This is a genomic window from Kordia jejudonensis (genome assembly GCF_001005315.1).
Classification (GTDB): domain Bacteria; phylum Bacteroidota; class Bacteroidia; order Flavobacteriales; family Flavobacteriaceae; genus Kordia; species Kordia jejudonensis.
Map to the genome: position 1 here is coordinate 22,399 of NZ_LBMG01000037.1, position 25,563 is coordinate 47,961.

Genomic DNA, 25,563 nt, shown 5'->3' on the forward strand with positions numbered 1-25,563 from the left:
CCCTAGTTCTCTAGAAGTAAAATATTGACTTGTAATGATTAAAGAAAATAATAGCTTAGATCAAGATATCCTATCAAATATGTCTCAAATAGAAACCGTTAACATACAAAACGAAAGTTTTTACAAAATTTCAAACAGCGATACCATAAGACCATTTTTTATGAGTATCGTAAGTGATTCCAATCATTGGATGTTCATCTCCAGTAATGGTGGATTGTCGGCTGGACGTAAAAATTCAGAATACTCACTTTTCCCATATTACACAGATGATAAAATCACCGAATCCGCAGAAATCACTGGAAGCAAATCTATATTTCAAGTTACTAAAAATAACAAATTACAACTCTGGGAACCATTTTCAGAACGCTACGAAGGAATGTATAAAGTAACACGAAATCTTTACAAAAATAATTATGGTAATAAAGTAATGTTCGAAGAGATCAATCATGATTTAGAACTTACATTTCGCTACCAATGGAATTCTAGTGATCAGTATGGTTTTGTAAAACATTCATATTTAGTCAATAACGCTGAAGAAAATGTACATGTTTCCATTCTTGATGGAATTCAAAACATCTTACCCTATGGAGTTGGTTCTGATTTGCAAAACGCAAGTAGCAATCTAGTAGATGCATACAAGCGAAACGAATTAGAAGAAAAAACAGGATTAGGAATCTATGCGCTTAGCGCGATTATTGTTGACAAAGCCGAACCAAGTGAAGCTCTAAAAGCTAATGTAGTTTGGTCAGTAGGATTTGACAATGCTACCTATTTACTATCATCATTACAACTGCGCGCATTCCGCAAGCGACATCCAATTCAGCAAGAAACTGATGTAAAAGCGGAAAAAGGTGCTTACTTTATCAACGCAGATGTAATCTTAAAAGCTTCTGAAGAAAAAACATGGATGACAATTGCCAATGTAAACCAAGATCATGGAGACATTGCAAAATTGTCACATCAAATACAAAACGAAGCTGACTTAGCAGAAAAAGTACAACAAACAATTGATGTTGGAACAGAACGTTTAGTAGCTTTAAATGCGGCTTCTGATGCGTTGCAACTATCGGCAGACAAGTTTAGAGATACACGTCACTTTGCTAACACGCTGTTCAATATCATGCGTGGAGGAATCTTTGATGACAACTATCAAGTTGAAAAGTGGGATTTTAAAGATTACATCACAAAAGCAAACAAAAAAGTAGCTAGAACTTCTGAAGATGTCATCGCAGCATTACCAGATGTATTTACAATAAATGAACTAAAGGAAACGGCATACGAAAGTCAAGACAAAAACTTTAGACGTTTATGTTTAGAATACATGCCATTAAAATTTAGCCGTCGTCACGGAGATCCAAGTCGTCCTTGGAACAAATTTTCAATCAACACGAGAAGTGAAGTTGACGGTTCAAAAATACTTGATTACGAAGGAAACTGGCGTGATATCTTTCAAAACTGGGAAGCATTAGCACACTCATATCCCGAATTTATCGAAAACATGATTCATAAATTCTTAAACGCTACCACATTTGATGGGTACAATCCATATCGTGTCACAAAAGGTGGTTTCGATTGGGAAACTATTGAACCAGACGATCCTTGGTCGTACATTGGCTATTGGGGAGATCATCAAATTATATACTTGCAGAAATTCTTAGAGATCATTGAAAATCACAAACCAGGAAAACTGGAAAGTTTCTTTAACAAAGATCTATTTGTATATGCAAACGTACCGTACAGAATAAAAGCATATCAATATTTACTAAAAAATCCAAAAGATACCATTGAATTTGACGAAGATTCAGATCATGAAATTCGTCAAGAAAGAGAAAAACTAGGTGCCGATGGTGCGTTACTTCGTGATGAAAACAGATTCATTGTCAAAGTAAATTTTGTAGAAAAAATACTGGCAACAACACTGGCAAAACTTTCTAACTTTATTCCTGAAGGTGGAATTTGGATGAATACACAACGTCCAGAGTGGAATGACGCCAACAACGCATTAGTAGGAAACGGAGTCTCAATGGTAACACTATACTATTTAAGACGTTTCTTGAAATTTTTCAGTGGAGTATTTGCCAATTCAAAAACAGAAACGGTAGAAGTTTCAAAAGAACTTGCAGAATTCTTCCATAAAATCGCAAACACATTCTCAACACACAAAGGCTTACTTGCTGGTAAAATAAACGATACCGCAAGAAGACAAGTACTTGATGGTTTAGGAATTGCAGGAAGCGATTACCGAATGAAAATCTATAACAATGCATTTTCAGGACGAAAAATAGCACTTAATATTAGTGAAATTAAAGAATTTGTTGAAACAAGTTTACAATACTTAGAACACGCTATTGAAGCGAACAAGCGAGAAGATAAACTTTACCACGCATACAACTTAATGACTGTGGAAGACAACGGCGATGTGTCCATATCATATCTCAACGAAATGTTAGAAGGACAAGTAGCAGTATTAAGTTCAGGATACATATCTTCACAAGAAGCAGTATCAGTACTCGATGGACTAAAAAACAGTAAACTATTCCGACCAGATCAGTATAGTTACTTGCTCTATCCAAACAAAGAACTCAAAGGATTTATTGAGCGTAACTCCATTCCAGAAGAAGCAGTTGCAAAATCAAACCTATTGCAACAATTGCTAAATGATCACAACGGAAGTATAATTACTAAAGACATCAATGGCGATTATCATTTCAATGGAAACTTTAAAAATGCAGGCGATTTAAGTGAAGCGCTAAATGCATTGCAAAACACAGCTTACGGATCATTAGTAACTACAGATGCCGCCTATGTATTAGAGGTATTTGAAGACGTATTCAATCACAAAGAATTTACAGGTCGTTCAGGAACATTCTACGGATATGAAGGATTAGGATCTATCTACTGGCATATGGTTTCAAAACTGCAATTAGCTGTATTTGAATGCTGTATCAAAGCCATTCGTGAAGAGGCAAGCGCAGAAATTGTTGGTCGATTATTAGAACACTACTACGAAATTAATGAAGGTATCGGTGTGCACAAATCGCCATCACTCTATGGAGCATTTCCAACTGATCCGTATTCGCATACACCAGCAGGAAAAGGCGCGCAACAGCCAGGAATGACAGGACAAGTAAAAGAAGACATTCTAAGTCGTTTTGGCGAACTAGGTGTTTTTGTATCACAAGGCGAACTCTACTTTGATCCATGTATGTTACGTAAAGATGAATTTTTACAAAAAGACAGTACGTTTAACTATATAAATATTGCAAAAGAGAAAAAACAACTTCCAATAACCAAAGGATCGTTGTGTTTTACCTACTGCCAAGTACCAGTAGTATATACCATTGCTGATGCATATGGACTCACAGTTCATTTCAGTGACGGATCATCAAAGGCATTTGATAACTTACGTTTAGATGCGAGCACAAGCCAGCAAGTATTTAATCGTGCAGGGAAAGTAACACAAATAAATGTGCATATCAAAAAAAGTCATTTAAAGTAAAAAAGAGAAACAATCATGAGAACATTAAGGAACATATCTATATTTCTATTGGTAACGCTCTTCATAATGTCTTGTGAAAATTCACAAAAAAAGAAGGCATCGCCAGAACCATTAACACAAAAACAAGTGACAGCTAAAGATATATTAGGAAATAACAACTATTTGGCAATCTCATACGGAGGTTATAGAGACTCATTGCGAGAAATACAACCGACAATTGAAGAGTTAAAAGAAGATATGAAGATTCTCCATGCGATGGATATCCGAATTTTGCGTACATACAATGTACAACTGCCACATGCAACTAACGTTTTAAAAGCGATCAGGGAACTGAAAAACGAAGACAAAAATTTTGAGATGTATGTCATGTTAGGTGCGTGGATTGATTGTAAAAATGCTTGGACAAACCAAGTACCCGATCACAATCAGGAAAGCGAACAAAATGCAGGAGAAATTGAACGCGCTGTCGCATTGGCGAATCAATTTGAAGACATTGTAAAAGTAATTGCCGTTGGTAACGAAGCTATGGTCAAATGGGCAGCGAGCTACTACGTACAACCAGGTGTAATTCTAAAATGGGTAACTCATTTGCAAAATCTTAAAAAAGAAGGAAAACTGCCAAAAGACTTGTGGGTTACAAGTTCCGATAACTTTGCTTCTTGGGGCGGAGGCGATAGTTTATATCATGTAGAAGATTTAAATAAATTGATCAAAGCGGTAGATTTTATTTCCATGCATACCTATCCAATGCATGACACACATTACCATCCAATATTTTGGGGAATTGAAGAAAATTCAAAAAAATCAAGTCTCGAAAAAATTGACGATGCGATGTTAAGAGCCAAAAAATATGCCATCTCTCAATATGATAGTGTGTACAATTACATGACAAGTTTGGGTGTAAAAAAACCAATTCACATCGGAGAAACAGGTTGGGCTTCCTATTCAAACGGACATTACGGAAATAACGGAAGTAAAGCCACAGACGAATATAAAGAAGCCATCTATTACAATCACATGCGTCAATGGACTAAAGAAGCCAACATGTCGTGTTTCTACTTTGAAGCCTTTGATGAAATCTGGAAAGATGCACGAAATCCTGGCGGTTCAGAAAATCACTTTGGACTATTTACCATCGATGGAAAAGCAAAATATGCACTTTGGGACTTAGTAGATAAAGGTGTATTTAAAGGACTTACCAGAAGTGGAAACCCAATCACAAAAACATACAATGGTAACAAAGATTCGTTGTTACTAGAAGTACAATTACCACCAGTAAAAGCCAAATTAGCTGTAAATCACTAATCAATTATGAAAAACGTAAAAACATACAGTTTGATAATAATTCTTACCATGATCATAGCGTGTAAAGAAGAAGCTAAAACACTTGAATTAGAAGTGCAAGTCTTTGAAACGTCTGAAAGCGGAAACAAATTGACACCAATCACTGAATTTACACAAGCAGAAAAAACGACTGAAATTGTATTAACACCTTCAAAACAATACCAAACAATCACTGGTTTTGGAGGTTCATTTACAGAATCATCAGCATATTTACTAAACAAACTAAGTCCAGAAAACAGAAACAAAATAATTCAAGCATACTTTGGAAATGAAGGTGCACGCTATTCACTAACGCGTACACACATTAGCTCATGCGACTTTTCATTAACCAACTACACATACGCACCCGTTGCAGATGATATGACGTTGGAAAACTTCTCAATAAAAGAAGACAAAGACGACTTAATTCCAATGATAAAAGATGCAATGAAAGCTTCCGAAGATGGATTTAAAATCATTGCCTCACCTTGGACGGCACCGCCATGGATGAAAGACAATAAAGAATGGGTTGGTGGTAAACTATTGCCAAAATACAATGATACCTATTCGTTATTTTTCTCAAAATACCTAGATGCGTACAAAGCAGAAGGAATTGATATTTGGGGAATCACCGTTGTAAACGAACCACATGGTAACGGAAACAACTGGGAAAGCATGCATTTTACGCCAAAAGAAATGACAAACTTGGTTCAAAACCATTTAGGACCAAAACTAGAAGCAGATGGTAAAGGAGATGTCAAAATCTTAGGATACGATCAAAATCGTGCAGGAATAAAAGAATGGGTTGACGAAATGTACAAAGATGAAGCCTCATCAAAATACTATGACGGAATTGCTATTCATTGGTATGAAAGTACCTATGATTTTTTCCCAGAAGCATTACAATACGGACACAACAAAGCGCCAGACAAATACCTCATTGAAACGGAAGGTTGTATAGACTCACAAGTGCCAGTTTGGAAAGACGATGCTTGGTACTGGAAAAAAGAAGCCACCGATTGGGGCTGGGATTGGGCACCAGAAGATCAAAAATACTTACATCCAAAATACGCACCTGTCAATCGGTATGCGCGCGACATCATCGGATGCCTAAACAATTGGGTTGATGGTTGGGTAGATTGGAATATGGTACTAGACAGACAAGGTGGACCAAACTGGTTCAAAAATTGGTGCGTGGCGCCTGTAATTGTCGATCCTGATGCAGATGAAGTATACATGACACCATTATACTATACCATGGCGCATTTTAGCAAGTACATTCGTCCAGAAGCAAAAATAATAGATGCTAAAAATACAGACAAAGATTTAATGGTTGCAGCCGCAGAAAACCCAGATGGAAGTATTGCCGTAGTCGTATTTAATGAAGGAAAAACAGAAAAACATTTCTCCTTAAAACTTGGAGATAAAACCAAAAACATATCGATTAATCCACAAGCGATTCAAACGATTGTACTAACCAACTAAAATATATTACCTATGTCAAACCAAACTACTGCCGCTAAAGATAAAGTACCTTTTTTACAAAAGATATCCTTTGGTTCTGGTCATTTTGTCTTGAATATATTACCTGGAACATTGGGTGTATTTATTCAATATTTCTTGCTTACCGCTTTTGGTATGGATCCTTTCTTAGCAGGATTACTTGGTGGTTTACCAAGAATTTTTGATGCGCTTACCGATCCTATCATGGGATTCATTTCTGACAATACAAAATCAAAATGGGGAAGAAGAAGACCATACATATTTTTCGGTGCTATCTTCAGTGGAATTATGTTTATTCTCATGTGGCAGATTGATGAGAATAATCCAGAAATGTATAACTTCTGGTACATCATGATTCTACAAATCATATTCCTAATTGGAAACACAGTATTTGCAACACCTTTAATAGGTTTAGGATATGAAATGACATCAGACTATAACGAACGTACACGTTTAATGGCATTCTCTAACACAATGGGACAATTTGCTTGGATGATCGTTCCATGGTTATATTTCATCATTCCTGATCAAACACTTTTTGATACACAAGCAGAAGGAGTTCGCTTCATGGCAGTTGTAGTAGGAATCATATGTATTGTTTTTGGTATCATACCAGCAATTTTCTGTAGAGGTATCGATTCTGCAAATATGTCAAATCGTAAAGAAATTAACTTACGATCTTTATCCACAAACTTAAAAGACCTATTCATCGGAATAAAACAAATTTCAAAAAACAAACCGTTTATGAAACTTTGTGGAGCTACATTCCTTGTCTTTAACGGATTTCAAATGGTTGCAGCCTTTAGTGTTTATATCATTGTATTTTATATGTACAACGGAAGTTACGAAGCAGCAGGTACGTGGCCAGCTTGGTTTAACACTGTAAATGCACTTGCGACAGCATTCTTGATTATTCCAATCATATCATGGATGGCGAATAAATTAGGTAAAAGAAAAGCATTCTTAATCTCTACATTCATATCAATTATTGGATATTCTCTCAAATGGTGGGCATTTGATGTTGATAGTCCTTATTTAGTATTTATGCCAATACCATTTATGGCATTTGGTCTTGGTGGATTATTCACACTTATGATGTCTATGACGGCAGATGTATGTGATTTAGATGAGCTCGAAAACGGAATGCCACGTAAAGAAGGAACCTTTGGAGCTATCTATTGGTGGATGGTAAAACTCGGGCAAGCCATTGCGTTGATCTTAGGAGGATTGGTGCTAAAACTCATCGGGTTTGATGGTTCGCTAACTACACAATCTGCCGAAACATTATATCAATTACGTATTGCAGATATTGTAATTCCCGCAGCTACGGCTGGATTAGCAATGTTGGTTATGTGGAAATATAGCTTGAATGAAACTAGAGCTAGAGAAATCAAAGAAGAATTAGTAGAGCGAAGAGGAGAATTATAAATCAAATTATAAAAAAAATACAATGTCATACAGACACGAAGATTATCGCTTATACGAAGGTGTGAATTTTACAGAGCACTCAGGTATAGATTTTGGAAAATATTCCATTGAAGATCTCAAAAAACTTTGGAGAGTAACACTCGAAAAAGGAATGCATGGTATATGCTTTAGCATGTATGAAGACGGACAAGAGCCCGGTGATGTCATCAGTGAAGCACAAGTAGAAAGAAGAATAAACATACTAAAACCATATGCGAAATGGGTACGCTCTTTCTCTTGTATAGAAGGAAACGAACACATTCCACGTTATGCCAAAAAACATGGAATGAAAACAATGGTTGGTGCTTGGCTAGGCGATGATAAAGAAGACAATGAAAAAGAAATTGAAGCACTTATACAACTAGGTAAAGAAGGTGTCATTGATATTGCAGCCGTTGGAAATGAAGTACTTTATAGAAACGATCTAACACTTGATGAATTGTTAGACTACATCAAAAGAGTCAAAGAAGCATTACCAAATGTTCAAGTAGGTTATGTAGATGCATACTATGAATTCTCTGTGCATCCTGAACTTGTTGAAATCAGTGATGTCATTCTAAGTAACTGTTACCCGTATTGGGAAGGTTGCCATATAGATGGTTCGTTGGCACACATGCAACGTATGTACGGACAAGCAATGCATGCAGCTCAAGGCAAAAAAGTAATCATTACTGAAACAGGATGGCCAAGTCAAGGTGGAAGCTTGCGAGGAGCAGAATCTTCGGAAGAAAATGCGATAAAATATTTTATAAACTCAATGGTTTGGGCCGATAAAGAAAATATTGAAATTTTCTATTTCTCATCATTTGACGAATCATGGAAAACAGGAGATGAAGGAGATGTAGGAGCATATTGGGGACTTTGGGACAAACACGAGCAACTCAAATTTTAATGAATTAAAACAAATGTCTTTACGAAAGGAAAAATTTTTTGCACTTGCCGCTATCGAATTTGAAGGTCAATCTCTTGATGACTTAAAAATTCAATGGCACAATACACTTCATGACGGAATGCATGGTTTGTGTTTCTGTCCTTACGAAGAAGGTCAAAAACCAGGCGACATGCTATCAGAAGGGCAAATACGTCGTCGTTTAGAAATCATAAGACCATACACCAATTGGATACGCTCTTTCTCTTGTACAGAAGGAAACGAGCTAATTCCGAGAATTGCCAAAGAGTTGGGCATGAAAACCCTTGTAGGCGCTTGGTTAGGAAACGATCCTGAAACCAATGAAGCCGAAATAGCAGAGCTGATTCAACTAGCAAATCAAGGTTTTGTGGATGTAGCCGCAGTAGGAAATGAAGTCATGTACAGAGGCGATCTTACTGAAGAAGAATTATTACAATTTATCTATTACACAAAAGAAAAAATAAAAGGAATTCCTGTCGGATATGTAGATGCATACTACGAATTTACGGAACGTCCAGCAATTACAGATGCGTGTGATATTATACTAGCAAACTGTTACCCATTTTGGGAAGGTTGCGATCAAGACTATTCATTATTGTATATGAAAGACATGTACAACAGAGCAAAAAAGGCAGGTAATGGTAAAAAAGTTATCATTACCGAAACGGGCTGGCCTACTAAAGGAACAAGCCTAGAAGGAGCATATCCATCGGATATAAACGCAATAAAGTATTTTATTAACACTCAAAAATGGTCCCGAGAAGAAGACATTGAAATATTCTACTTTTCATCATTTGATGAATCATGGAAAGTTGGTGATGAAGGTGATGTCGGTGCGTATTGGGGACTTTGGGACAAATATGAACAATTAAAATTTTAACTTAAATTATTATGAAGAAAATTACCTTTTTATGTATGCTACTGATTTCATCGCTAGCATTCGCACAACCAACTACAAGCCCTGCAGCACCAACAAATGACGCTGTGGATGTAGTTTCAGTATACGGTGATACCTATACAAATATTGCAACGAACTATGACCCAAACTGGGGACAATCGGGTCATACACAAGTAAATCCTAGTTACGACGTAGGAACTGGAGCACTCGTATTGGCATATCCAAACTTTAACTACCAAGGAACTGAAGTAACTACAACTGATGCTTCTCAAATGGAATTTTTACACATTGACATTTGGACTTCAGCTAGCCCAGGAGCAACGGACATTCAAGTAAGTCCAATTAACAACGGATCTGGAGCAGGAGAAACATTGGTTTCTATTGCATACACATCTGGAACTTGGACAAGTGTCGATATTCCAAAATCTGCCTTTACAGGAATGACTTGGGATAGCGTTTTCCAAATGAAATTCGCTGCTAACGGACCAGGAAGTACTGTACCTGTAGACATTTACTTAGACAATGTATACTTTTGGAAAAATCCAACAGCTCCAGGATCGGATGCTACATTAAGTGCTTTAGAAATTGACGGTTCGCCATTTGCGAGCTTTGCTTCAGGAATTACAAATTATACAGTAGAATTATCACCTGGAACAACAGTAGTTCCACAAATTACAACAGCAACAACTTCTGATCCTGCTGCAAATGCAGTAATTACGCAAGCACCAGCAATACCTGGAGATGCAACAGTAATGGTAACTTCTCAAAATGGGACGGTAATGGAAACATATACTATATCATTTGTAATTGCAGGACCAACATCAGCAGCACCAACGCCACCAACGAGAGCGCCACAAAATGTGATTTCTCTATTTAGTAATGCTTACACTAACACAACTATTGAAACTTGGAATGCTTCCTTTGACGATTCGGTTTCTGAAGATGTAGTTGTTTTTGGTGATGACGTTAAAAAAATTACGTTTACAAACTTTATTGGAGTAGAATTTACAAATAATAGAATTGATGCCTCAACAATGTCACATTTCCATATGGACTTTTGGACAGACAATCCAGACTTAGTTGGAAAAGTATTCAACTCTAAATTCTCACAATGGGGAGGAACAAACAGTGAAGTTTCTGCTTTAGAACTAAACATTAATGGAGGAACTACACCAGCATTAGCAACAGGAACTTGGGTTTCTATTGATGTTGAAATTGATACTAACTTTTCAAACAACCTTACAAGAGACGATTTAGCACAATTCTTAATCACATCAAACTTAGGTGTTGTATATGTTGACAATATCTATTTCCATAACAATATCTTAAGTACTGAAGAATTCAATGCAGCATCTTTTAAAACATATCCAAATCCAACTAACGATTCTTGGAATGTAGTAACAGATAATGTTATTATCAATGCAATTCAAGTATATGATATTGCTGGAAGACAAGTAACAGCAATGACGCCAAATGCGTTAAATGCAACGATTGATGGTTCTGCGTTAAAAGCAGGAATCTACTTTGCTAAAATCCAAACAGACAAAGGACAGAGTAGTATCAAATTAGTGAAAAACTAAGTCATATATTATCAAAATAAATCAGGTGTGCTTATCAATAATAAGCACACCTTTTTATGAAAATAAATTAATATATTTGGTAAAAAATAAATCCTTTAACTAAAACCCTATAGAGTATGAAGAAATTTTACTTTTTTATTGCATTATTAATTAGCTTTACTAGCTATGCTCAAAACGATGTTACGTTTACCGTAGACATGAATGGATACGGAACTGCTTTTACAACAGTATACCTAAGTGGTGAACTTAACGGATGGTCTGGTACGGCTAATCCAATGACTGACATGGGCGGCGGAATTTGGTCTACTACAGTTAGTCTAGCAGATGGAGAATACCAATACAAGTTTTCGCATGATGATTGGGCAGGACAAGACAACTTAACCGCTGGTGATGCATGTACAGTAACTGATGGCGGCTTCACAAACAGAATTTTAGAAGTAAACGGATCAGCAATGACACTTGATACTGCTTCATTCAATGCATGCTATGATGATGGAAACGCAGGTCCACACAATACTACATTTACCGTAGATATGAGTGGATACGGAGCAGCTTTTACCACAGTATACATCAGTGGACAATTTAACGGTTGGGACGGAACGTCTAATCCATTAACCGATATCGGTGGTGGAATGTGGTCAGTAACACTTCCTTTACCTGAAATATATACAGAATTTAAGTTTCAGATTGATGGTTGGTCAGATCAAGAAAACTTTATGCCAGATGATGCTGGGACAGTAACAAATGGTGGATTTACAAACCGATACATCAATGTATTAGGAGAACAATCAAGAAGCTATGTATGGAATGCTGAAGGAAGTACACTAAGTACAGAAGAATTCACACCAGCTTCATTTAAAACATATCCTAATCCAACAACAAATTCATGGAATGTAGTTACCGATAATGTAACCATCAATACCATACAAGTATATGATATTGCTGGAAGACAAGTAATGGCAACAACGCCAAACGCAGTAACAGCAACTATTGACGGAGCTGCATTAAAAGCAGGAATTTACTTTGCGACTATTCAAACGAATAAAGGACAAAGCAGTGTGAAGTTAATCAAAAACTAAACACGAATAAACAGTATACCAAAAGTGTGTTTATGAAAGTAGACACACTTTTTTATACGTATCGAGTTTCAAAATACAGTACGTATAACCAAGATACAGGTACAACCAAAACATAAAACCTATGAAAAATGTAGTCTCTCTAAAATCATTAGCGAAAGAATTAAACATATCTGTATCAACGGTATCCAAATCATTAAACGATAGCGAAGAAATCAGCGATCAAACCAAAGAACGCGTTAAAAACTTAGCAAAATTAAGAGGCTACTCACCAAATCCTATTGCAGTTCGTTTGCAAAAACAAGAAACCATGCAAATAGGTGTTGTGGTTCCAAACATCGAAAATCCGTTTTTTGCATCAGTATTAAAAGGAATTGACGAAGTTACGAACACTTCAAAATACAACATCATCACCTTCTTAAGCAATGAAAGTCTCAAGAAAGAAAAAGAATGTCTTGACTATTTTTCGAAAGGAAATGTTGATGGCATCCTAATTTGTATTGCCGAAGAAACCAACAAAAAGAAAACATTTGATCACATCATAGACATCAAGCAAAAAGGAATTCCGTTAGTACTTTTTGATCGTATTCCAATGCAACCGCTTGGTTTTGACGCAGTACAAGTAAATGATTATGATAGCATCATAAGCGCTTACGAACATCTCGAAAATAAAGACTGTAAAAATATTGCCTTTGTATCTTCAATTCCAACACTTATTGTTGGTCGCTTACGCGAAGATGGATATCTGGCAAAAACAGACAATCCAACAGTCATTGCATTTGAAGACTTAAACGAATTACAACGCACACTTGATGAAACGCTAAAAGAAGGTAAAATAGACGGCTTAATTGCAGCTGACATTGATGCAACACTACTTTGCAACAGCGCCATTCAAAAAAGAGGCTTAAAATTCTCTGAAGAAATTTCTCTTATTGGTTATGTAAATGCGTCTCAAAACGAATTATCGTATCCTAAAATATCATTCATAGACCAACATCCGAAGGAAATAGGAAAAAAAACAGCGCAAATCCTGTTAGATCGCTTAGAATCCAAAGAAGAAAATATTCCAGCTAAAGATGTAATTCTAAATACTACGATTACAATTGGCGATACCAGCTCGTAAAAAGAATGTTTAGTTAAAGTTAAGAAAACATGCTGCTAAATAATTTATAATTAAACACCTATAAAAGCTGATGAGATTATTGTACTTTTGACAAAAGTAGAATAATGAAGTATACATTTCCCACATTACTAATGCTATTGTTATGTCAATTATCTTTAAGTCAGGTAGTTGTCATTAATGAAATTGATTGCGATACACCTGGAACCGACACAGGAGAATTCATCGAATTAAAATCACAAACACCCAACTTTGCCTTAGATGGGTACGTTTTAGTACTATTTAACGGTTCAACTTCTGGAAATGATAGTAGTTATTTTTCACTCGATTTAGACGGACAAGTTACAGATGTAAATGGTTTGCTTTTAATTGGAAGTAGTACGGTTTCACCTGTACCACAATTATTGATAGGTTCTAACGTAATTCAAAATGGAGCAGATGCTGTTGCAATCTATCAAGCAGATGGATCCGACTTTCCACAAGGAACACAAGCTACAATGTTTGACTTAGTTGACGCTATAGTTTACGATACGGGCGAAGCTGACGATACAGGATTACTTAATTTACTAGGATTAACAACACAAATCAGCGAAGGCGGAAACAACAATACAAACTCTATTCAGCGTAACGAAACCAACGGATCATACTTCACAGGAACACCAACGCCAAGACAACTAAACGATGGAAGCGGAATAGCATTAAACGGTATCACAATTTCTGTTTTGCAAGATCAATACACAGAAGGAGAAACATTCTCAATAGAATTTACAACGGAATCTACTGTTACTTCAGACCTCGATCTTACAATTTCACTAGACAATGGAACTTTTGATAGCAATGACTTTACGGGAAATACTACGGTTACCATTCCCACAGGACAATCTTCTGCATCAACATCAATAACACTTGTAGACGATACAGACGATGAAGGCGATGAAGAATTAATCATCAATATTGAAGACAATTTATCTATAGAATACATCTTTCTAAACAATAACGTACTTGTAAGAGCTGTTGATAACGATTTTACTGTCGCTCCTTTCGGAACACCATTAAATCCAACATTTGGCACGGTTGCTAGTACAGCACCAAATGGTTACTATGACAGTATGGATGGTTTGGCAGATGCAGCATTACAAAATGCGATGCAAGCCATAATTGCCGATGTCAACACCGTACGAGCGCAAACTTATGCAGATGTATATGATATGTTACGCGAAGCCGATCAAAATCCTGCCAATAGCAATCAAGTTTGGTTGGTATATACGGAACAAGGACGTGCAAAACTAGATCAACAATCAGGTTCAAACAGTACGGGAGCTTGGAACAGAGAACACACCTTTCCACGTTCATTAGCAGGTTACGGAAGTATTGAAGGCGATGATATTGCAGATGGAAGAGATGTATTTTGGATTACCAGACCAGATTCATTACGACATGGAAACTCTGACGGACATGCGTTACGAGCGGCAGATGGACCAGAAAACAGTTCACGCGGAAATCAACACTACGGACAATATACAGGACCAACAGGAACGGCAGGAAGCTTTCGTGGCGATGTTGCCAGAAGTGTATTATTCTTAGCAGTTCGTTACAACGGATTATCTATTGAAAACGGTTTTCCAGCAGTAGAAGGACAATTAGGAGATTTAGCAACCTTATTAACTTGGCACAGAAACGATCCGCCAGATGATTTTGAAATGAATCGTAACAATGTAATTTACACATGGCAATTCAATAGAAATCCTTTCATAGATCATCCTGAATTGGTGGAACATATTTGGGGAAATCAAACGGGCGTGGCATGGACACAACCTTTATCTACGGAAGAATTTACGACAGAAAACATCAAACTATATCCAAATCCTGCTAAAAATCATATTACCATTGCAGGAATCAGAGACGAAGCAATTATTGAAATCTATTCCATAGATGGGCGAAAACTACTTGCGAGTCAATTCTCGGGAACGGAAATCATATCATTAAACTTACAAAGCGGAATCTATTTGTCAAAAATAACTTCGAACGGAAAAACACTTACGAAAAAAATTATCATAGAATAGCTTGAAACTTTTCTTTTCCGAAGTATAGCAGGGATTTTTCGTTAAAATTTTTGAAGCCTTGGAAATCGAAGATTCATGAACTCCTTGATTTAAAATAAAAAGATTGTGAACTAAAAAATTTAGAAAAATTCATGCGGTTTTAGTTTTTCCCTAAAAGAAAAACTAAAAATACCTCTGGAAAAGTTCCCTTTCCTTTGTTGACGCCTGTGCTGAACTTGATTCAGTATTCTTTGGGTAAGCAAAGAAAACGAAAGTGAAAACAAAAATGTGATACATAACCGAAAGCTTTAAATCGGAACAACCTTGAATCGAGCGAAGCGAAGCACATCTAACTTCGTTTCGTTCCATATGCCAAATCACCAGCATCGCCCAAACCTGGAACTATATATCCACGACTGTTCAATTGTTCGTCTACGGCAGCAATCCATAAATGTGTATGTTCAGGAAAATGCGTTTGTACATAAGCAACGCCTTCTGTAGAACCCAACACAGAAATAATATGAATATTCTTTGGTGTTCCTTGTTGTAGCAACACTTCATAGACATTTTTCATGGTACGTCCTGTAGCCAACATCGGATCAACTAACAACAATGTTTTCCCTTCCAACGATGGCGCAGCCATATAATTGACTACAATTTCAAAATCGTCTCCATCATCTACATGATCACGATACGCAGATACAAACGCATTTTCTGCGGCATCAAAATAGTTCAAAATTCCTTGATGCAATGGCAATCCAGCTCTCAAAATAGAGCAAATTTTCACATCTTTATTAGGCAAATCCATTGCTTTAGTACCTAATGGAGTCGTGACGATTTCAGAAGTATGTGCTAGTACTTTACTACATTCATAACTCAGTATTTCCCCAACACGTTCAATATTTCTGCGAAAGCGCATGGAATCTTTTTGGATAGAAACATCGCGTAATTCTGAAATAAATTGATTCAATAAGGAAGACTGAGAAGTAAAATCGTGAATGGTCATAAAATGAAATTTAGTGTTGCAATATTACTAATTTTTCAATTGGTAACATAAGCATAGCGATAGGAAAAGGTAACTTTCAGATAACTTAGCATATATACATTATCAAATCTCTTTTAGTATATTCGCCAAAAAATAATGCTATGTTAAAAGGAGTTTTATTTGATATGGATGGTGTCATTGTAGACACAGAACCGTTACATCACAAAGCGTATCATATGATGTTTGATGATGTGAAAATTGACGTTTCTCCAACGTTATACCAATCATTTACAGGACAATCTACCATCAATATCTGCAAACGTTTGTGTGAACATTTCGATTTGTCTGATGCGCCTGAAACTTTAATGTATGCCAAACGAAAGCACTTTAAACATTTATTTGCAAACGATCCAAGTTTAACATTAATTGATGGTGTATTAGACATTATCCAAGAATATCATCAAAATAATTTAAAACTTGTATTGGCATCTTCGGCTTCTATGATGACGATTGACAATGTTTTTGAACGTTTTGATTTAAACCAATACTTCATCGCAAAATTTAGTGGAGCCGATTTAAAACAATCCAAACCACATCCTGAAATTTTTGAAAAAGCAGCAAATGCGACAGGTTTTGAACGTAAAAATTGTATGGTAATTGAAGATTCTACTAACGGAATAAAAGCAGCAAATGCAGCAGGAATCTATTGTGTAGGCTATGATAGTGTACATTCTAAAAATCAAGATTATACGATTGCAGATATGGTAATTTCAGACTTTCAAGAAATTAAACACGATACAATTCAGGAAGTATTTCAAGGAAAAACTCGTTAATCTTCATCAGTATACCAACGTGGTTTTTTTGTGTAAATATCGTCATCGGTAAATGCAATGCCATCTTTTCCTTTGGAGAATATAACAAAATCTTTCCCATCGTTAATGTGTTCGTAGAAAAATGTATTTCCCCAAGCGTCTGTTACAACATCTTTTGTGTTGAATCGATTTTCATGTCTAAAACACTCAATATCAAAAGGATATTCATTCGTATCTTCTTTTTCTAAAATCAACAAAACAGTACATGTAAATAACGTATCTTCCGTTACTTTGTATTTTCTAAACGGAATATAGGAAGACAAAAATAGGGTAGAGATCAACACAAAAATGCTGATAGAAGTATAAGAAACAAGTTTACGAAAGGCTTTAAAAGTACGCATAGGTATAAATATAAGCAAATTCTTACTATCTGAAAAATGAAACCTATATTTTGAGAAATGCATGAAAATAGATTCAATTTTCAAATACATATGGATAATTAATAGATTCTAATATAATTTACGGTGTTCCCGTAAACACTTCCTATTTTATTTCTTTAAATTTTCAACTTAAATCAAAACTTTATACAATGAAAAAAAGAAATCTTAAAACTTTAAAAGTTAACAAAACAGTTATTTCAAAAATTGACAAGCAAAACATAAAAGGCGGATTGCCAATTAGTGTAATTTTCTTTTCTTTTTGTTGCGGAATTGACAAACATTAACAAAGTATACAAAGCGGGTTTTGCCCGCTTTTTCTTTTTAAAATCATTCCAATACCTTGTGCATAATAATATCATCTTCAGTATCCAAAATACCATCTTTTCCTTTTGAAGTAAGTATAAAATTTTCGCCGTTTTCGGTTTTTTGATACAAAATCTCATTGTCCCAGCTATCCACAGATAAATTGCCATACGTTGGATTTCTTCTCGCAAGTCTTCCAATCTCATCTGGAAATTGTCCTGTAGCTTCTTTTTCTTGCTTCAATAGATATGTGGTAGCTAACATGGTATCTTTAGTTGCGTTGGCTTTTTGAATTGGCGCGATATAGGAATATCCAATAAGACCAAGTATAAACACGGCAAACAATACAGTAAAAGCAATGGCATATGATTTCTGCACGCGTTTGGAAGATATTTCTCCAGCGAACAAATCTTCTTTTAAAATATAAAACTCTGCAATTATTTCTGTGATCCCAAGTCCTAACATACCTCAATTTTTTAGATGAAAATTACCAAAACTTCCACCATTTCTTCTTAGGATGAGTAGTCTTTGTGTGTTGATTGTTACTTTCATGTTCACTTTTTTTTCAGGAGTTTCCTCTTCAATATCCAATGAATTTAACATGTCTTCAAACGAATACGAAGCAATCTTACGGTAACAATCCGTTATATCAAAATAAATAGATTTTCCACTTTGAGTGTGAATGCAATCATACGTTTTTTCTTCTTTTATAAGTGCTTGCGATGCAAATTCTTCTCCGATAAAACTCAAAAAATCGCGTTCATCACTCACGCGCAACACCATATATGGATGTTCCTTGCTTCCGTCGCCAGTAGCGAGAATTCCTTCTAAAATACGATAGCCTAAAAAATCTTCAGAAGTGGCATCTTTTTCTCTTCCCAATTGTGTCGCAGCATATTTTTTCATCAAATGCACTCTTGGACTCAAAATGGTATTGATATTTGTATAATTCATCACTTTTTCATACTCTTTTTGCATTAAAAGATCTTGAATAATCGTCGGATCGTCCGAATACGGATTGTAATCTTCATGCGCTACAATTTGTGCTCTAGCTTTTAAAAAAGCTTCTTTTGTGGGTTCATTTAAAAAATCGAAAAAATCGTCTTTCATAAGGGAATGTAAGTTTATATAAAGTAAAAAATTACGTTTTAATTTTTGAAATCGTCGTTCCAATAACGTTGGAAGATGTATTCATGTCGGAAAGTGAAAGTTGTATGGCTTGCTTAACTAAATGTTGCACCGCGTCATTTCTGTAATCGGCAACAGTTTGTATGGGAATATGACGAATCAATTTTCCAGTTCCAACAAGTAATTCCGTCGGATCTTCAAGTACGGTTCCTTTAGTAAAACCTAAATTGAGATGATTGGTATATATTGGAATCATGCAAAACGCGTCTGAAAGCTTTTCGGAGGTTGTAAAAACACTTGTCAGCGCATGTGTATGGTACAAAAGTTCGTTTGCTTCTGGATACAATTCGAACACAAAATTTCGTACATCGATATACAAATCAATACAGGTTTTAGGTTTCAATTGTAAAAATTGTTCAAAATCGGGATGAATAGTGCGTAAAAGATTCATAAATCATAGGATTGTATGCTCTAAGATAACATTTAAAATTATCAAAACTTTACAACACTAAAATTTGTTCACAATTCAAATTGACTTAGCTTTGCAAAGCTAAAAAAAGAAGAGCCATCGAAGATATAATAATAACAATGTTGTGGAGCATTTCGCCGTTTGGAGAAGCCAAAGTTGGTATTCCAATCGGCCTGAAATCTGATGCGAATCCGTATCTCATTTTTGTAGCAGGTTTTGTGGCAAATGTGATGGTATTTCCTATGATGATTTTCTTCTTAGATCATATCAACAGATACTTATTACGTTGGAATTTCTACAAAAAAGGCGCTTTATTTGTGGCAAGACGAGCAAAAAAAGGCGCTAAAAATAATATTCAAAAATATGGCTTTTGGGGATTGATGTTATTCGTAATGATTCCGATTCCAGGAACTGGTGTCTACGCAGGAACCATTGCAACGTACTTATTCAACATTGAACGCAAAAAAGCATTTTTAGCAAACACAATCGGTATCTTTTTCTCTTCGGTAATTATTTGGGTAACGTTTTACTATGGATTCAGTTTTTTTGAATAAGCTTACAAAAACAGACTTGTAATTGATAAAATAAACAGCGATCCCAAACCAATTGCAAAAATCATAACCATTTTCCCGATAGCATTATCTTTCTCTTGCTGTGACGCTTTTTCATAGGTTTCATAACGCTTTACATACTTTTTCTTAGATCCAAAAAAGAGTGCAACAATCAAATAAATAATACCAATTAACGGAATGGCAATAATTTTACCAATCGCTTTTCCTGTACTATATCCGAAAATACTTTTCAGAAATCGTGTCAAATCTTTGGTAAAATCTTCAGAAAAAAAGCTCCAAATAATCACAATCACAAAAAGATAAATCATTACGGTTGCGGCAAATAATAAATTTCCATACAATCGTCCTTTTTGGACATCATATCCTTTATTTTTCAATTCCCAGTACTGACTTCCGTATAGCGCATCTAAAACTGTCATGCTTCAAATATTTGTTTAGATTATAAAGTTTAAAAAAAAATAGAAATTTTGCAAGCATGATTTTTTTGGAGGTAGAATTGAGTATTGAGATTTTAGAATTGAGTAAATTACTTTACATTCAACATTCAACATTCAACATTCAACATTCAACATTCAACATTCAACATTTAGCATTTACAACAACTTCTTCCGAAACCGCGTCGGCGTCACACCTTTAATCTCTTTAAACTTCCGATTGAAATTCGACACATTAAAAAAGCCACAGGAATACGCAATCTCAGCAACTGACAATTGTGATGGATTCGTCAAAAATTTACACGCATTTTCAATTCTGACTTCTGTCAAAAACTTAAAAAACGTCTTATTCGTTCGTTGTTTAAAATATTTGCAAAAGGCATTCGGTGTCATATTGGCAATGGTTGCAACTTCATCTAACACAATCTTTTGATCAAAATGATTCATGACAAACTCAAAAACTGCACTCATCCGTTTTCCTTCGTCGTCCGTATACTTTTTTTGGTTGATAAATGATGAAACGGTTTCATATTCAGAAGTAGTCAAAATTGATAAAATATCAAAAAAAGTAGCAAATCGTTTGATCGCTTTTTGATGGATAATCGCTTCAAACATTGGCTGTAATTCAGCTTGATGTTCATGAAATTTTACACCAAAACTAGCATCTTTCAACAATTGTTGCACATTTTGAAGTTTTGGTAAGTCAAAAAAATGTGCGCCAAAACTATCATGGGTAAAAAACAACGAAATCATATACGAATCTTGGTTTGTAGAAACTTCACTCTTCAATACATGCGGAATATGACTGCCAAATAATAACACATCATTCGGTTGAAAATCACAAATTGCATCTCCAACAATAAAAGTGCCTTTTCCAGAAACCACATATGAAAGTTGAATCTCTTCATGCTGATGCAATTGTTCATAAAACGTACGTCCACGATCTTCCTGAACGATCAAAATATCGCGTTCAGCTTTTGGTATCTTAAATGGTAAAACCTTCATTATGAATTATTTAAATCAAATATCAGTTGGCAAAAATGATAAAGTAAACAACTGACCATCATTATAGTTTATATAACAAACTAAATATGCTAAAATTAATCCAAAAAATAATATAAGATAAATTTTAGGATAGAATAGTATCAAAACTGGATAATATCTACAATCTCAAAACAAAAACTACATACTACTTTTACTACATCAAAAAATAAACACATGAAAATCAATTGGAAAGGCGTTATGCCAGCCGTTACGACAAAATTTACAAACGACGATACACTCGATTTGGAAATGTTTACGATAAACATAAAAGCACAACTAGACGCTGGCGTTCACGGAATCATTCTTGGCGGAACGCTTGGAGAAGCAAGTACATTGACAAATGAAGAAAAACGGACGCTAGTTCGTGAAACCGTAAAAATTGTAGACGGAAAAGTTCCTGTGATTATCAACGTTGCCGAACAATCTACAGCAGTGGCAAAACAAGTTGCACAACAAGCAAAAGAAGATGGCGCACATGGTTTAATGATGTTGCCACCAATGCGTTACAAAGCAGATGGAAGAGAAACGGTTGCCTACTTTAAATCAGTTGCCAACAGTACCGATTTGCCCATAATGATTTACAATAATCCTGTAGATTATGGCATTGAAGTTACCTTAGACATGTTTGAAGAATTACTAAACGAGTGTCCAAACATTCAGGCAGTAAAAGAATCTACACGTGATATTTCTAACATTACACGCATCAAAAATCGTTTTGGTGACCGATTGGCTATATTATGCGGAGTTGATACCCTTGCGTTAGAAAGTTTACTCATGGGCGCTGATGGTTGGGTTGCAGGTTTAGTATGCGCGTTTCCAGCAGAAACTGTGGCAATTTACGCTTTAGCGAAAGCAGGAAAAGCACAAGAAGCCATAGAAATCTATCGTTGGTTCTTACCTTTACTTGAACTCGATATCAACACGAAACTAGTACAAAACATAAAACTGGCAGAAGTTGCTACAGGAATCGGCACCGAAAATGTACGCGAACCAAGATTGCCATTAGCTGGAGCTGAAAGAAAAAATGTGCTAGAAATTATTGACAAAGGTGTAAAATCACGTCCAAACTTACCAAAATATAAACAGTATCTTTAGTTTTTAGAATTGAGAAAAAATAACCGACAACAAACAACTGACAACCGAAACATGATCACAGGAAAAAACTATATAGGAAACTCACGTTCCGCCAACGGAAACACTACATACAAAACCTTCAATCCGAAGACAAATACGGAAAATGAAACCGTTTTTACGGAAGCAACTTCGGAAGAAATTCAGGAAGCTGTCAACTTAGCTTCGGAAGCTTTTAAAACGTTTAGCACGATTTCAGGAGCTAAAAAAGCAACGTTTTTAAACGCAATTGCAGATGAAATTTTAGAGTTAGACGATGCACTTATTCAAACGTATGTGTCCGAAAGTGGATTGCCTGAAGGAAGAGCCAAAGGCGAACGTGGCAGGACTATTGGACAATTACGCACCTTTGCCAAACTCATTGAAGAAGGTTCTTGGGTAGACGCACGTATTGATCCTGCGCAACCAAATCGTGAACCAAATCCACGCGTTGACTTACGAAAAATGCTTGTTCCCATCGGTCCAATTGTGGTTTTCGGCGCAAGTAACTTTCCATTGGCATTCTCAACTGCCGGTGGCGATACGGCTTCTGCATTGGCTTCCGGTTGTCCTGTTATTGTAAAATCGCATCCAATGCACGCAGGAACTGGCGAATTAGTTGCTGGTGCAATTGTAAAAGCTGCTCAAAAAACAGGAATGCCAAATGGTGTATTTTCAAATCTAAACAGTAGTGGAATTGAAGTCGGACAAGAATTAGTAAAACATCCAAACGTAAAAGGTGTTGGTTTTACAGGAAGCATTCGTGGTGGACGCGCATTATTAGACTTAGCTGCAAAACGAAAAGAGCCAATTCCTGTATTTGCTGAAATGGGAAGCGTCAACCCTGTAGTATTATTGCCGAAAGCCTTGGAAACCAAAGCGACTACTTGGGCAAAAACGTATGCAAGTTCCATCACGTTAGGAACGGGACAATTCTGTACCAATCCAGGATTAATCTTAGGAATAAAAAGTGAGCATTTAAACACATTTATACACACATTAGCTGAAGAAATTGTACAAATACAACCGCAATGTATGTTACACCCAAACATTCATTCGGCTTACCATAAAAACAAAACTCAGGCGCAAGATCAACAAAATGTTAAAACTGTGGCTGCTATTAATACAGTTGTAGCTGAAAACTACGCGACACAAGCTGTTGCTTCGGTTGATGGAAAAACATTCTTAGAAAATTCAACCTTACACGAAGAAGTTTTTGGACCATTTTCGTTAATAGTGAAATGTGAAAACGAAGCGGAATTGGAAGAAATTCTTGCCAATTTGGAAGGACAGTTGACAGGAACCGTCATTTCTGAACAAAATGAAGTTGCAACACATGCCAACATTGTAAAAGCGTTGTCAAATAGAGTAGGACGGATCATTTTCAATGGTGTTCCAACGGGTGTGGAAGTCGTGCCTGCAATGTTACACGGAGGACCATATCCTGCGTCTACGGACAGTCGTTTCACGGCGGTTGGTAGAGATGCCATCAAACGTTGGGTACGACCATTTAGTTACCAAGATTGGCCAAATGAATTATTGCCTGATGAATTAAAAAACGAAAATCCATTACAAATTCTTCGCTTGGTAAATGATGAAGAAACGAAAGCTGCATTATAAATGTATATTTAGTTGATTAAGAATGAATAACGTTTCATTTGTTAGAGATAAATTATTTTTGCTAAAATGCTATTATGAGAAAAACTTTTTTCTGTATTGATGCACATACCTGTGGAAATCCTGTGCGCGTTGTTGCTGGTGGCGGACCAAATTTGAATGGTGCAAACATGAGCGAAAAACGACAGCATTTTCTCAATGAATACGATTGGATTAGAAAAGGACTCATGTTTGAACCGCGCGGACACGACATGATGAGTGGAAGCATTTTATTCCCGCCAAGCAATCCTGACAACGATTTTGGCATTCTATTTATAGAAACTTCAGGTTGTTTGCCAATGTGTGGACACGGAACGATTGGTACCATTACCATTGCCATAGAAGAAGGCTTAATTACACCAAAAACAGAAGGAAAAATTAAGATGGAAGCGCCAGCAGGTTTGGTAGAAATTGACTACCAACAAACTGGAAAAAAAGTAGATTGGGTTCGTTTGACGAATGTAAAAAGCTATCTAGCTGCTGAAAACTTAACGGTTGATTGTCCTGAATTAGGAGAAATTACCTTTGATGTCGCATATGGCGGAAATTACTACGCAATTGTAGATCCGCAAGAAAATTTTTCAGGTATTCATAACTTTACAGCGAGCAAAATCATTCAATATTCGCAAGTAGTTCGGGAACGAATTAACGATAAATATCCAAATCAATTTACTCATCCAGAAAATGAAACGATACGCGATGTTTCGCATCTATTATGGACAGGAAATCCTTTAGATAAAACATCTTCGGGAAGAAATGCTGTGTTCTATGGAGATAAAGCTATTGACAGGAGTCCTTGTGGAACAGGAACTTCGGCGCGTTTGGCACAATTGTATGCAAAAGGAAAATTAATACTAGGCGAGGAGTACATTCATGAAAGCTATATCGGATCTAAATTTATTGGTCGTGTTGAAGAAGAAACAACTTTGGATGGCAAACTAGCAATTATCCCAAGTATTCAAGGTTGGGCAAAAGTGTACGGTTACAATACAATTATCATAGATGATGAAGATGATCCGTATGCACATGGTTTTCAGGTAATTTGATTTTTAAATCAAATTACTCTGAACTTGTTTTAGGATGTTAGATTTTAGAATTGAGTATTGAGTATTGAGAATATTTGAAGCGTCAGATTAAGTGTTCTTTGAAATCAAAATACTTCTCGATACAATTTCTTTCAGAAATCACTCGA

General features: G+C 35.9%; 23 protein-coding genes. 16 read left to right on the forward strand and 7 right to left on the reverse strand.

Annotated elements, in window-relative coordinates; all coding sequences use genetic code 11:
- Nucleotides 1-34: 34 nt before the first annotated feature.
- The 10 genes from AA089_RS16790 to AA089_RS16835 all read left to right on the forward strand — a co-directional run bounded on the left by AA089_RS16790 (nucleotide 35) and on the right by AA089_RS16835 (nucleotide 15,439).
- Nucleotides 35-3,499, forward strand: coding sequence for a hypothetical protein (locus tag AA089_RS16790; RefSeq protein ID WP_046758148.1), 3,465 nt, complete (start codon nucleotides 35-37; stop codon nucleotides 3,497-3,499).
- A 15-nt stretch (nucleotides 3,500-3,514) separates the two neighbouring features.
- Complete coding sequence (locus AA089_RS16795; RefSeq protein ID WP_046758149.1) at nucleotides 3,515-4,804, forward strand: glycoside hydrolase family 17 protein; 1,290 nt, start codon at nucleotides 3,515-3,517, stop codon at nucleotides 4,802-4,804.
- Between the two features lie 6 nt (nucleotides 4,805-4,810).
- Nucleotides 4,811-6,307, forward strand: a complete 1,497-nt coding sequence (locus tag AA089_RS16800) for a glycoside hydrolase family 30 protein (protein WP_046758150.1) — start codon at nucleotides 4,811-4,813, stop codon at nucleotides 6,305-6,307.
- 12 nt (nucleotides 6,308-6,319) lie between these two features.
- Nucleotides 6,320-7,753: an MFS transporter gene (locus AA089_RS16805; protein WP_046758151.1), complete on the forward strand. Its 1,434-nt coding sequence runs from the start codon at nucleotides 6,320-6,322 to the stop codon at nucleotides 7,751-7,753.
- A gap of 22 nt (nucleotides 7,754-7,775) precedes the next feature.
- Nucleotides 7,776-8,684, forward strand: a complete 909-nt coding sequence (locus AA089_RS16810; RefSeq protein WP_053002511.1) for a glycoside hydrolase family 17 protein — start codon at nucleotides 7,776-7,778, stop codon at nucleotides 8,682-8,684.
- 13 nt (nucleotides 8,685-8,697) lie between these two features.
- A complete protein-coding gene (locus AA089_RS16815; protein ID WP_046758152.1) occupies nucleotides 8,698-9,582 on the forward strand; it encodes a glycoside hydrolase family 17 protein in 885 nt (294 codons plus the stop codon).
- An 11-nt stretch (nucleotides 9,583-9,593) separates the two neighbouring features.
- Nucleotides 9,594-11,180 carry a T9SS type A sorting domain-containing protein gene (locus AA089_RS16820; RefSeq protein WP_046758153.1) on the forward strand — a complete coding sequence of 529 codons (1,587 nt, stop codon included), beginning with the start codon at nucleotides 9,594-9,596 and terminating at the stop codon, nucleotides 11,178-11,180.
- Nucleotides 11,181-11,296: 116 nt separating this feature from the next.
- A complete protein-coding gene (locus AA089_RS16825; RefSeq protein WP_046758154.1) occupies nucleotides 11,297-12,259 on the forward strand; it encodes a T9SS type A sorting domain-containing protein in 963 nt (320 codons plus the stop codon).
- Between the two features lie 121 nt (nucleotides 12,260-12,380).
- Nucleotides 12,381-13,379: a LacI family DNA-binding transcriptional regulator gene (locus AA089_RS16830; protein WP_046758155.1), complete on the forward strand. Its 999-nt coding sequence runs from the start codon at nucleotides 12,381-12,383 to the stop codon at nucleotides 13,377-13,379.
- Nucleotides 13,380-13,483: 104 nt separating this feature from the next.
- Entirely contained in the window at nucleotides 13,484-15,439 is a 1,956-nt protein-coding gene (locus AA089_RS16835) for an endonuclease I family protein (RefSeq protein ID WP_173427068.1), read from the forward strand.
- A gap of 328 nt (nucleotides 15,440-15,767) precedes the next feature.
- Here the strand turns inward: AA089_RS16835 and upp are convergent, their stop codons facing one another.
- A complete protein-coding gene (gene upp, locus AA089_RS16840; RefSeq protein ID WP_046758157.1) occupies nucleotides 15,768-16,424 on the reverse strand; it encodes a uracil phosphoribosyltransferase in 657 nt (218 codons plus the stop codon).
- Nucleotides 16,425-16,564: 140 nt separating this feature from the next.
- Between upp and AA089_RS16845 the strand changes: the two genes are divergently transcribed.
- Nucleotides 16,565-17,236 carry an HAD family hydrolase gene (locus tag AA089_RS16845; RefSeq protein WP_046758158.1) on the forward strand — a complete coding sequence of 224 codons (672 nt, stop codon included), beginning with the start codon at nucleotides 16,565-16,567 and terminating at the stop codon, nucleotides 17,234-17,236.
- Here the strand turns inward: AA089_RS16845 and AA089_RS16850 are convergent.
- Nucleotides 17,233-17,616 (reverse strand): type II secretion system protein GspG, encoded by a 384-nt coding sequence (locus AA089_RS16850; protein WP_046758159.1) that lies wholly within the window; start codon nucleotides 17,614-17,616, stop codon nucleotides 17,233-17,235. The genes AA089_RS16845 and AA089_RS16850 overlap by 4 nt on opposite strands.
- A gap of 188 nt (nucleotides 17,617-17,804) precedes the next feature.
- On the opposite strand from AA089_RS16850, the gene AA089_RS25680 reads away from it, so the two are divergent.
- Nucleotides 17,805-17,939, forward strand: coding sequence for a hypothetical protein (locus AA089_RS25680; RefSeq protein ID WP_262495025.1), 135 nt, complete (start codon nucleotides 17,805-17,807; stop codon nucleotides 17,937-17,939).
- 43 nt (nucleotides 17,940-17,982) lie between these two features.
- Here AA089_RS25680 and AA089_RS16855 read toward each other — a convergent pair whose 3' ends face one another.
- The 3 genes from AA089_RS16855 to AA089_RS16865 are packed head-to-tail and all read right to left on the reverse strand — an operon-like array spanning nucleotide 17,983 to nucleotide 19,537.
- A complete protein-coding gene (locus AA089_RS16855) occupies nucleotides 17,983-18,423 on the reverse strand; it encodes a hypothetical protein (protein ID WP_046758160.1) in 441 nt (146 codons plus the stop codon).
- 3 nt (nucleotides 18,424-18,426) lie between these two features.
- A complete protein-coding gene (locus AA089_RS16860; RefSeq protein WP_046758161.1) occupies nucleotides 18,427-19,068 on the reverse strand; it encodes a DUF4919 domain-containing protein in 642 nt (213 codons plus the stop codon).
- Between the two features lie 31 nt (nucleotides 19,069-19,099).
- Nucleotides 19,100-19,537 (reverse strand): DUF1801 domain-containing protein, encoded by a 438-nt coding sequence (locus tag AA089_RS16865; protein WP_046758162.1) that lies wholly within the window; start codon nucleotides 19,535-19,537, stop codon nucleotides 19,100-19,102.
- Nucleotides 19,538-19,674: 137 nt separating this feature from the next.
- On the opposite strand from AA089_RS16865, the gene AA089_RS16870 reads away from it, so the two are divergent.
- Entirely contained in the window at nucleotides 19,675-20,109 is a 435-nt protein-coding gene (locus AA089_RS16870) for a COG2426 family protein (RefSeq protein ID WP_046758163.1), read from the forward strand.
- Between the two features lie 2 nt (nucleotides 20,110-20,111).
- Here the strand turns inward: AA089_RS16870 and AA089_RS16875 are convergent, their stop codons facing one another.
- Nucleotides 20,112-20,546: a hypothetical protein gene (locus tag AA089_RS16875; protein ID WP_046758164.1), complete on the reverse strand. Its 435-nt coding sequence runs from the start codon at nucleotides 20,544-20,546 to the stop codon at nucleotides 20,112-20,114.
- A 174-nt stretch (nucleotides 20,547-20,720) separates the two neighbouring features.
- Nucleotides 20,721-21,566, reverse strand: a complete 846-nt coding sequence (locus AA089_RS16880; RefSeq protein ID WP_046758165.1) for an AraC family transcriptional regulator — start codon at nucleotides 21,564-21,566, stop codon at nucleotides 20,721-20,723.
- 213 nt (nucleotides 21,567-21,779) lie between these two features.
- Between AA089_RS16880 and AA089_RS16885 the strand changes: the two genes are divergently transcribed.
- From AA089_RS16885 to AA089_RS16895, 3 genes are all read left to right on the forward strand, one after another.
- Nucleotides 21,780-22,700, forward strand: a complete 921-nt coding sequence (locus AA089_RS16885) for a dihydrodipicolinate synthase family protein (RefSeq protein ID WP_046758166.1) — start codon at nucleotides 21,780-21,782, stop codon at nucleotides 22,698-22,700.
- A 51-nt stretch (nucleotides 22,701-22,751) separates the two neighbouring features.
- Nucleotides 22,752-24,335: an aldehyde dehydrogenase (NADP(+)) gene (locus AA089_RS16890; RefSeq protein ID WP_046758167.1), complete on the forward strand. Its 1,584-nt coding sequence runs from the start codon at nucleotides 22,752-22,754 to the stop codon at nucleotides 24,333-24,335.
- Between the two features lie 71 nt (nucleotides 24,336-24,406).
- Nucleotides 24,407-25,417 (forward strand): 4-hydroxyproline epimerase, encoded by a 1,011-nt coding sequence (locus AA089_RS16895; protein ID WP_046758168.1) that lies wholly within the window; start codon nucleotides 24,407-24,409, stop codon nucleotides 25,415-25,417.
- The last annotated feature ends 146 nt before the right edge of the window (nucleotides 25,418-25,563 follow it).

What these genes read in the sequence shown, in the direction of transcription:
- AA089_RS16790 (WP_046758148.1), top strand. Translation starts at nt 35, where the DNA reads ATGATTAAAGAAAATAATAGCTTAGATCAAGATATCCTATCAAATATG.
- AA089_RS16795 (WP_046758149.1), top strand. Translation starts at nt 3,515, where the DNA reads ATGAGAACATTAAGGAACATATCTATATTTCTATTGGTAACGCTCTTC.
- AA089_RS16800 (WP_046758150.1), top strand. Translation starts at nt 4,811, where the DNA reads ATGAAAAACGTAAAAACATACAGTTTGATAATAATTCTTACCATGATC.
- AA089_RS16805 (WP_046758151.1), top strand. Translation starts at nt 6,320, where the DNA reads ATGTCAAACCAAACTACTGCCGCTAAAGATAAAGTACCTTTTTTACAA.
- AA089_RS16810 (WP_053002511.1), top strand. Translation starts at nt 7,776, where the DNA reads ATGTCATACAGACACGAAGATTATCGCTTATACGAAGGTGTGAATTTT.
- AA089_RS16815 (WP_046758152.1), top strand. Translation starts at nt 8,698, where the DNA reads ATGTCTTTACGAAAGGAAAAATTTTTTGCACTTGCCGCTATCGAATTT.
- AA089_RS16820 (WP_046758153.1), top strand. Translation starts at nt 9,594, where the DNA reads ATGAAGAAAATTACCTTTTTATGTATGCTACTGATTTCATCGCTAGCA.
- AA089_RS16825 (WP_046758154.1), top strand. Translation starts at nt 11,297, where the DNA reads ATGAAGAAATTTTACTTTTTTATTGCATTATTAATTAGCTTTACTAGC.
- AA089_RS16830 (WP_046758155.1), top strand. Translation starts at nt 12,381, where the DNA reads ATGAAAAATGTAGTCTCTCTAAAATCATTAGCGAAAGAATTAAACATA.
- AA089_RS16835 (WP_173427068.1), top strand. Translation starts at nt 13,484, where the DNA reads ATGAAGTATACATTTCCCACATTACTAATGCTATTGTTATGTCAATTA.
- upp (WP_046758157.1), bottom strand. Translation starts at nt 16,424, where the DNA reads ATGACCATTCACGATTTTACTTCTCAGTCTTCCTTATTGAATCAATTT.
- AA089_RS16845 (WP_046758158.1), top strand. Translation starts at nt 16,565, where the DNA reads ATGTTAAAAGGAGTTTTATTTGATATGGATGGTGTCATTGTAGACACA.
- AA089_RS16850 (WP_046758159.1), bottom strand. Translation starts at nt 17,616, where the DNA reads ATGCGTACTTTTAAAGCCTTTCGTAAACTTGTTTCTTATACTTCTATC.
- AA089_RS25680 (WP_262495025.1), top strand. Translation starts at nt 17,805, where the DNA reads ATGAAAAAAAGAAATCTTAAAACTTTAAAAGTTAACAAAACAGTTATT.
- AA089_RS16855 (WP_046758160.1), bottom strand. Translation starts at nt 18,423, where the DNA reads ATGTTAGGACTTGGGATCACAGAAATAATTGCAGAGTTTTATATTTTA.
- AA089_RS16860 (WP_046758161.1), bottom strand. Translation starts at nt 19,068, where the DNA reads ATGAAAGACGATTTTTTCGATTTTTTAAATGAACCCACAAAAGAAGCT.
- AA089_RS16865 (WP_046758162.1), bottom strand. Translation starts at nt 19,537, where the DNA reads ATGAATCTTTTACGCACTATTCATCCCGATTTTGAACAATTTTTACAA.
- AA089_RS16870 (WP_046758163.1), top strand. Translation starts at nt 19,675, where the DNA reads ATGTTGTGGAGCATTTCGCCGTTTGGAGAAGCCAAAGTTGGTATTCCA.
- AA089_RS16875 (WP_046758164.1), bottom strand. Translation starts at nt 20,546, where the DNA reads ATGACAGTTTTAGATGCGCTATACGGAAGTCAGTACTGGGAATTGAAA.
- AA089_RS16880 (WP_046758165.1), bottom strand. Translation starts at nt 21,566, where the DNA reads ATGAAGGTTTTACCATTTAAGATACCAAAAGCTGAACGCGATATTTTG.
- AA089_RS16885 (WP_046758166.1), top strand. Translation starts at nt 21,780, where the DNA reads ATGAAAATCAATTGGAAAGGCGTTATGCCAGCCGTTACGACAAAATTT.
- AA089_RS16890 (WP_046758167.1), top strand. Translation starts at nt 22,752, where the DNA reads ATGATCACAGGAAAAAACTATATAGGAAACTCACGTTCCGCCAACGGA.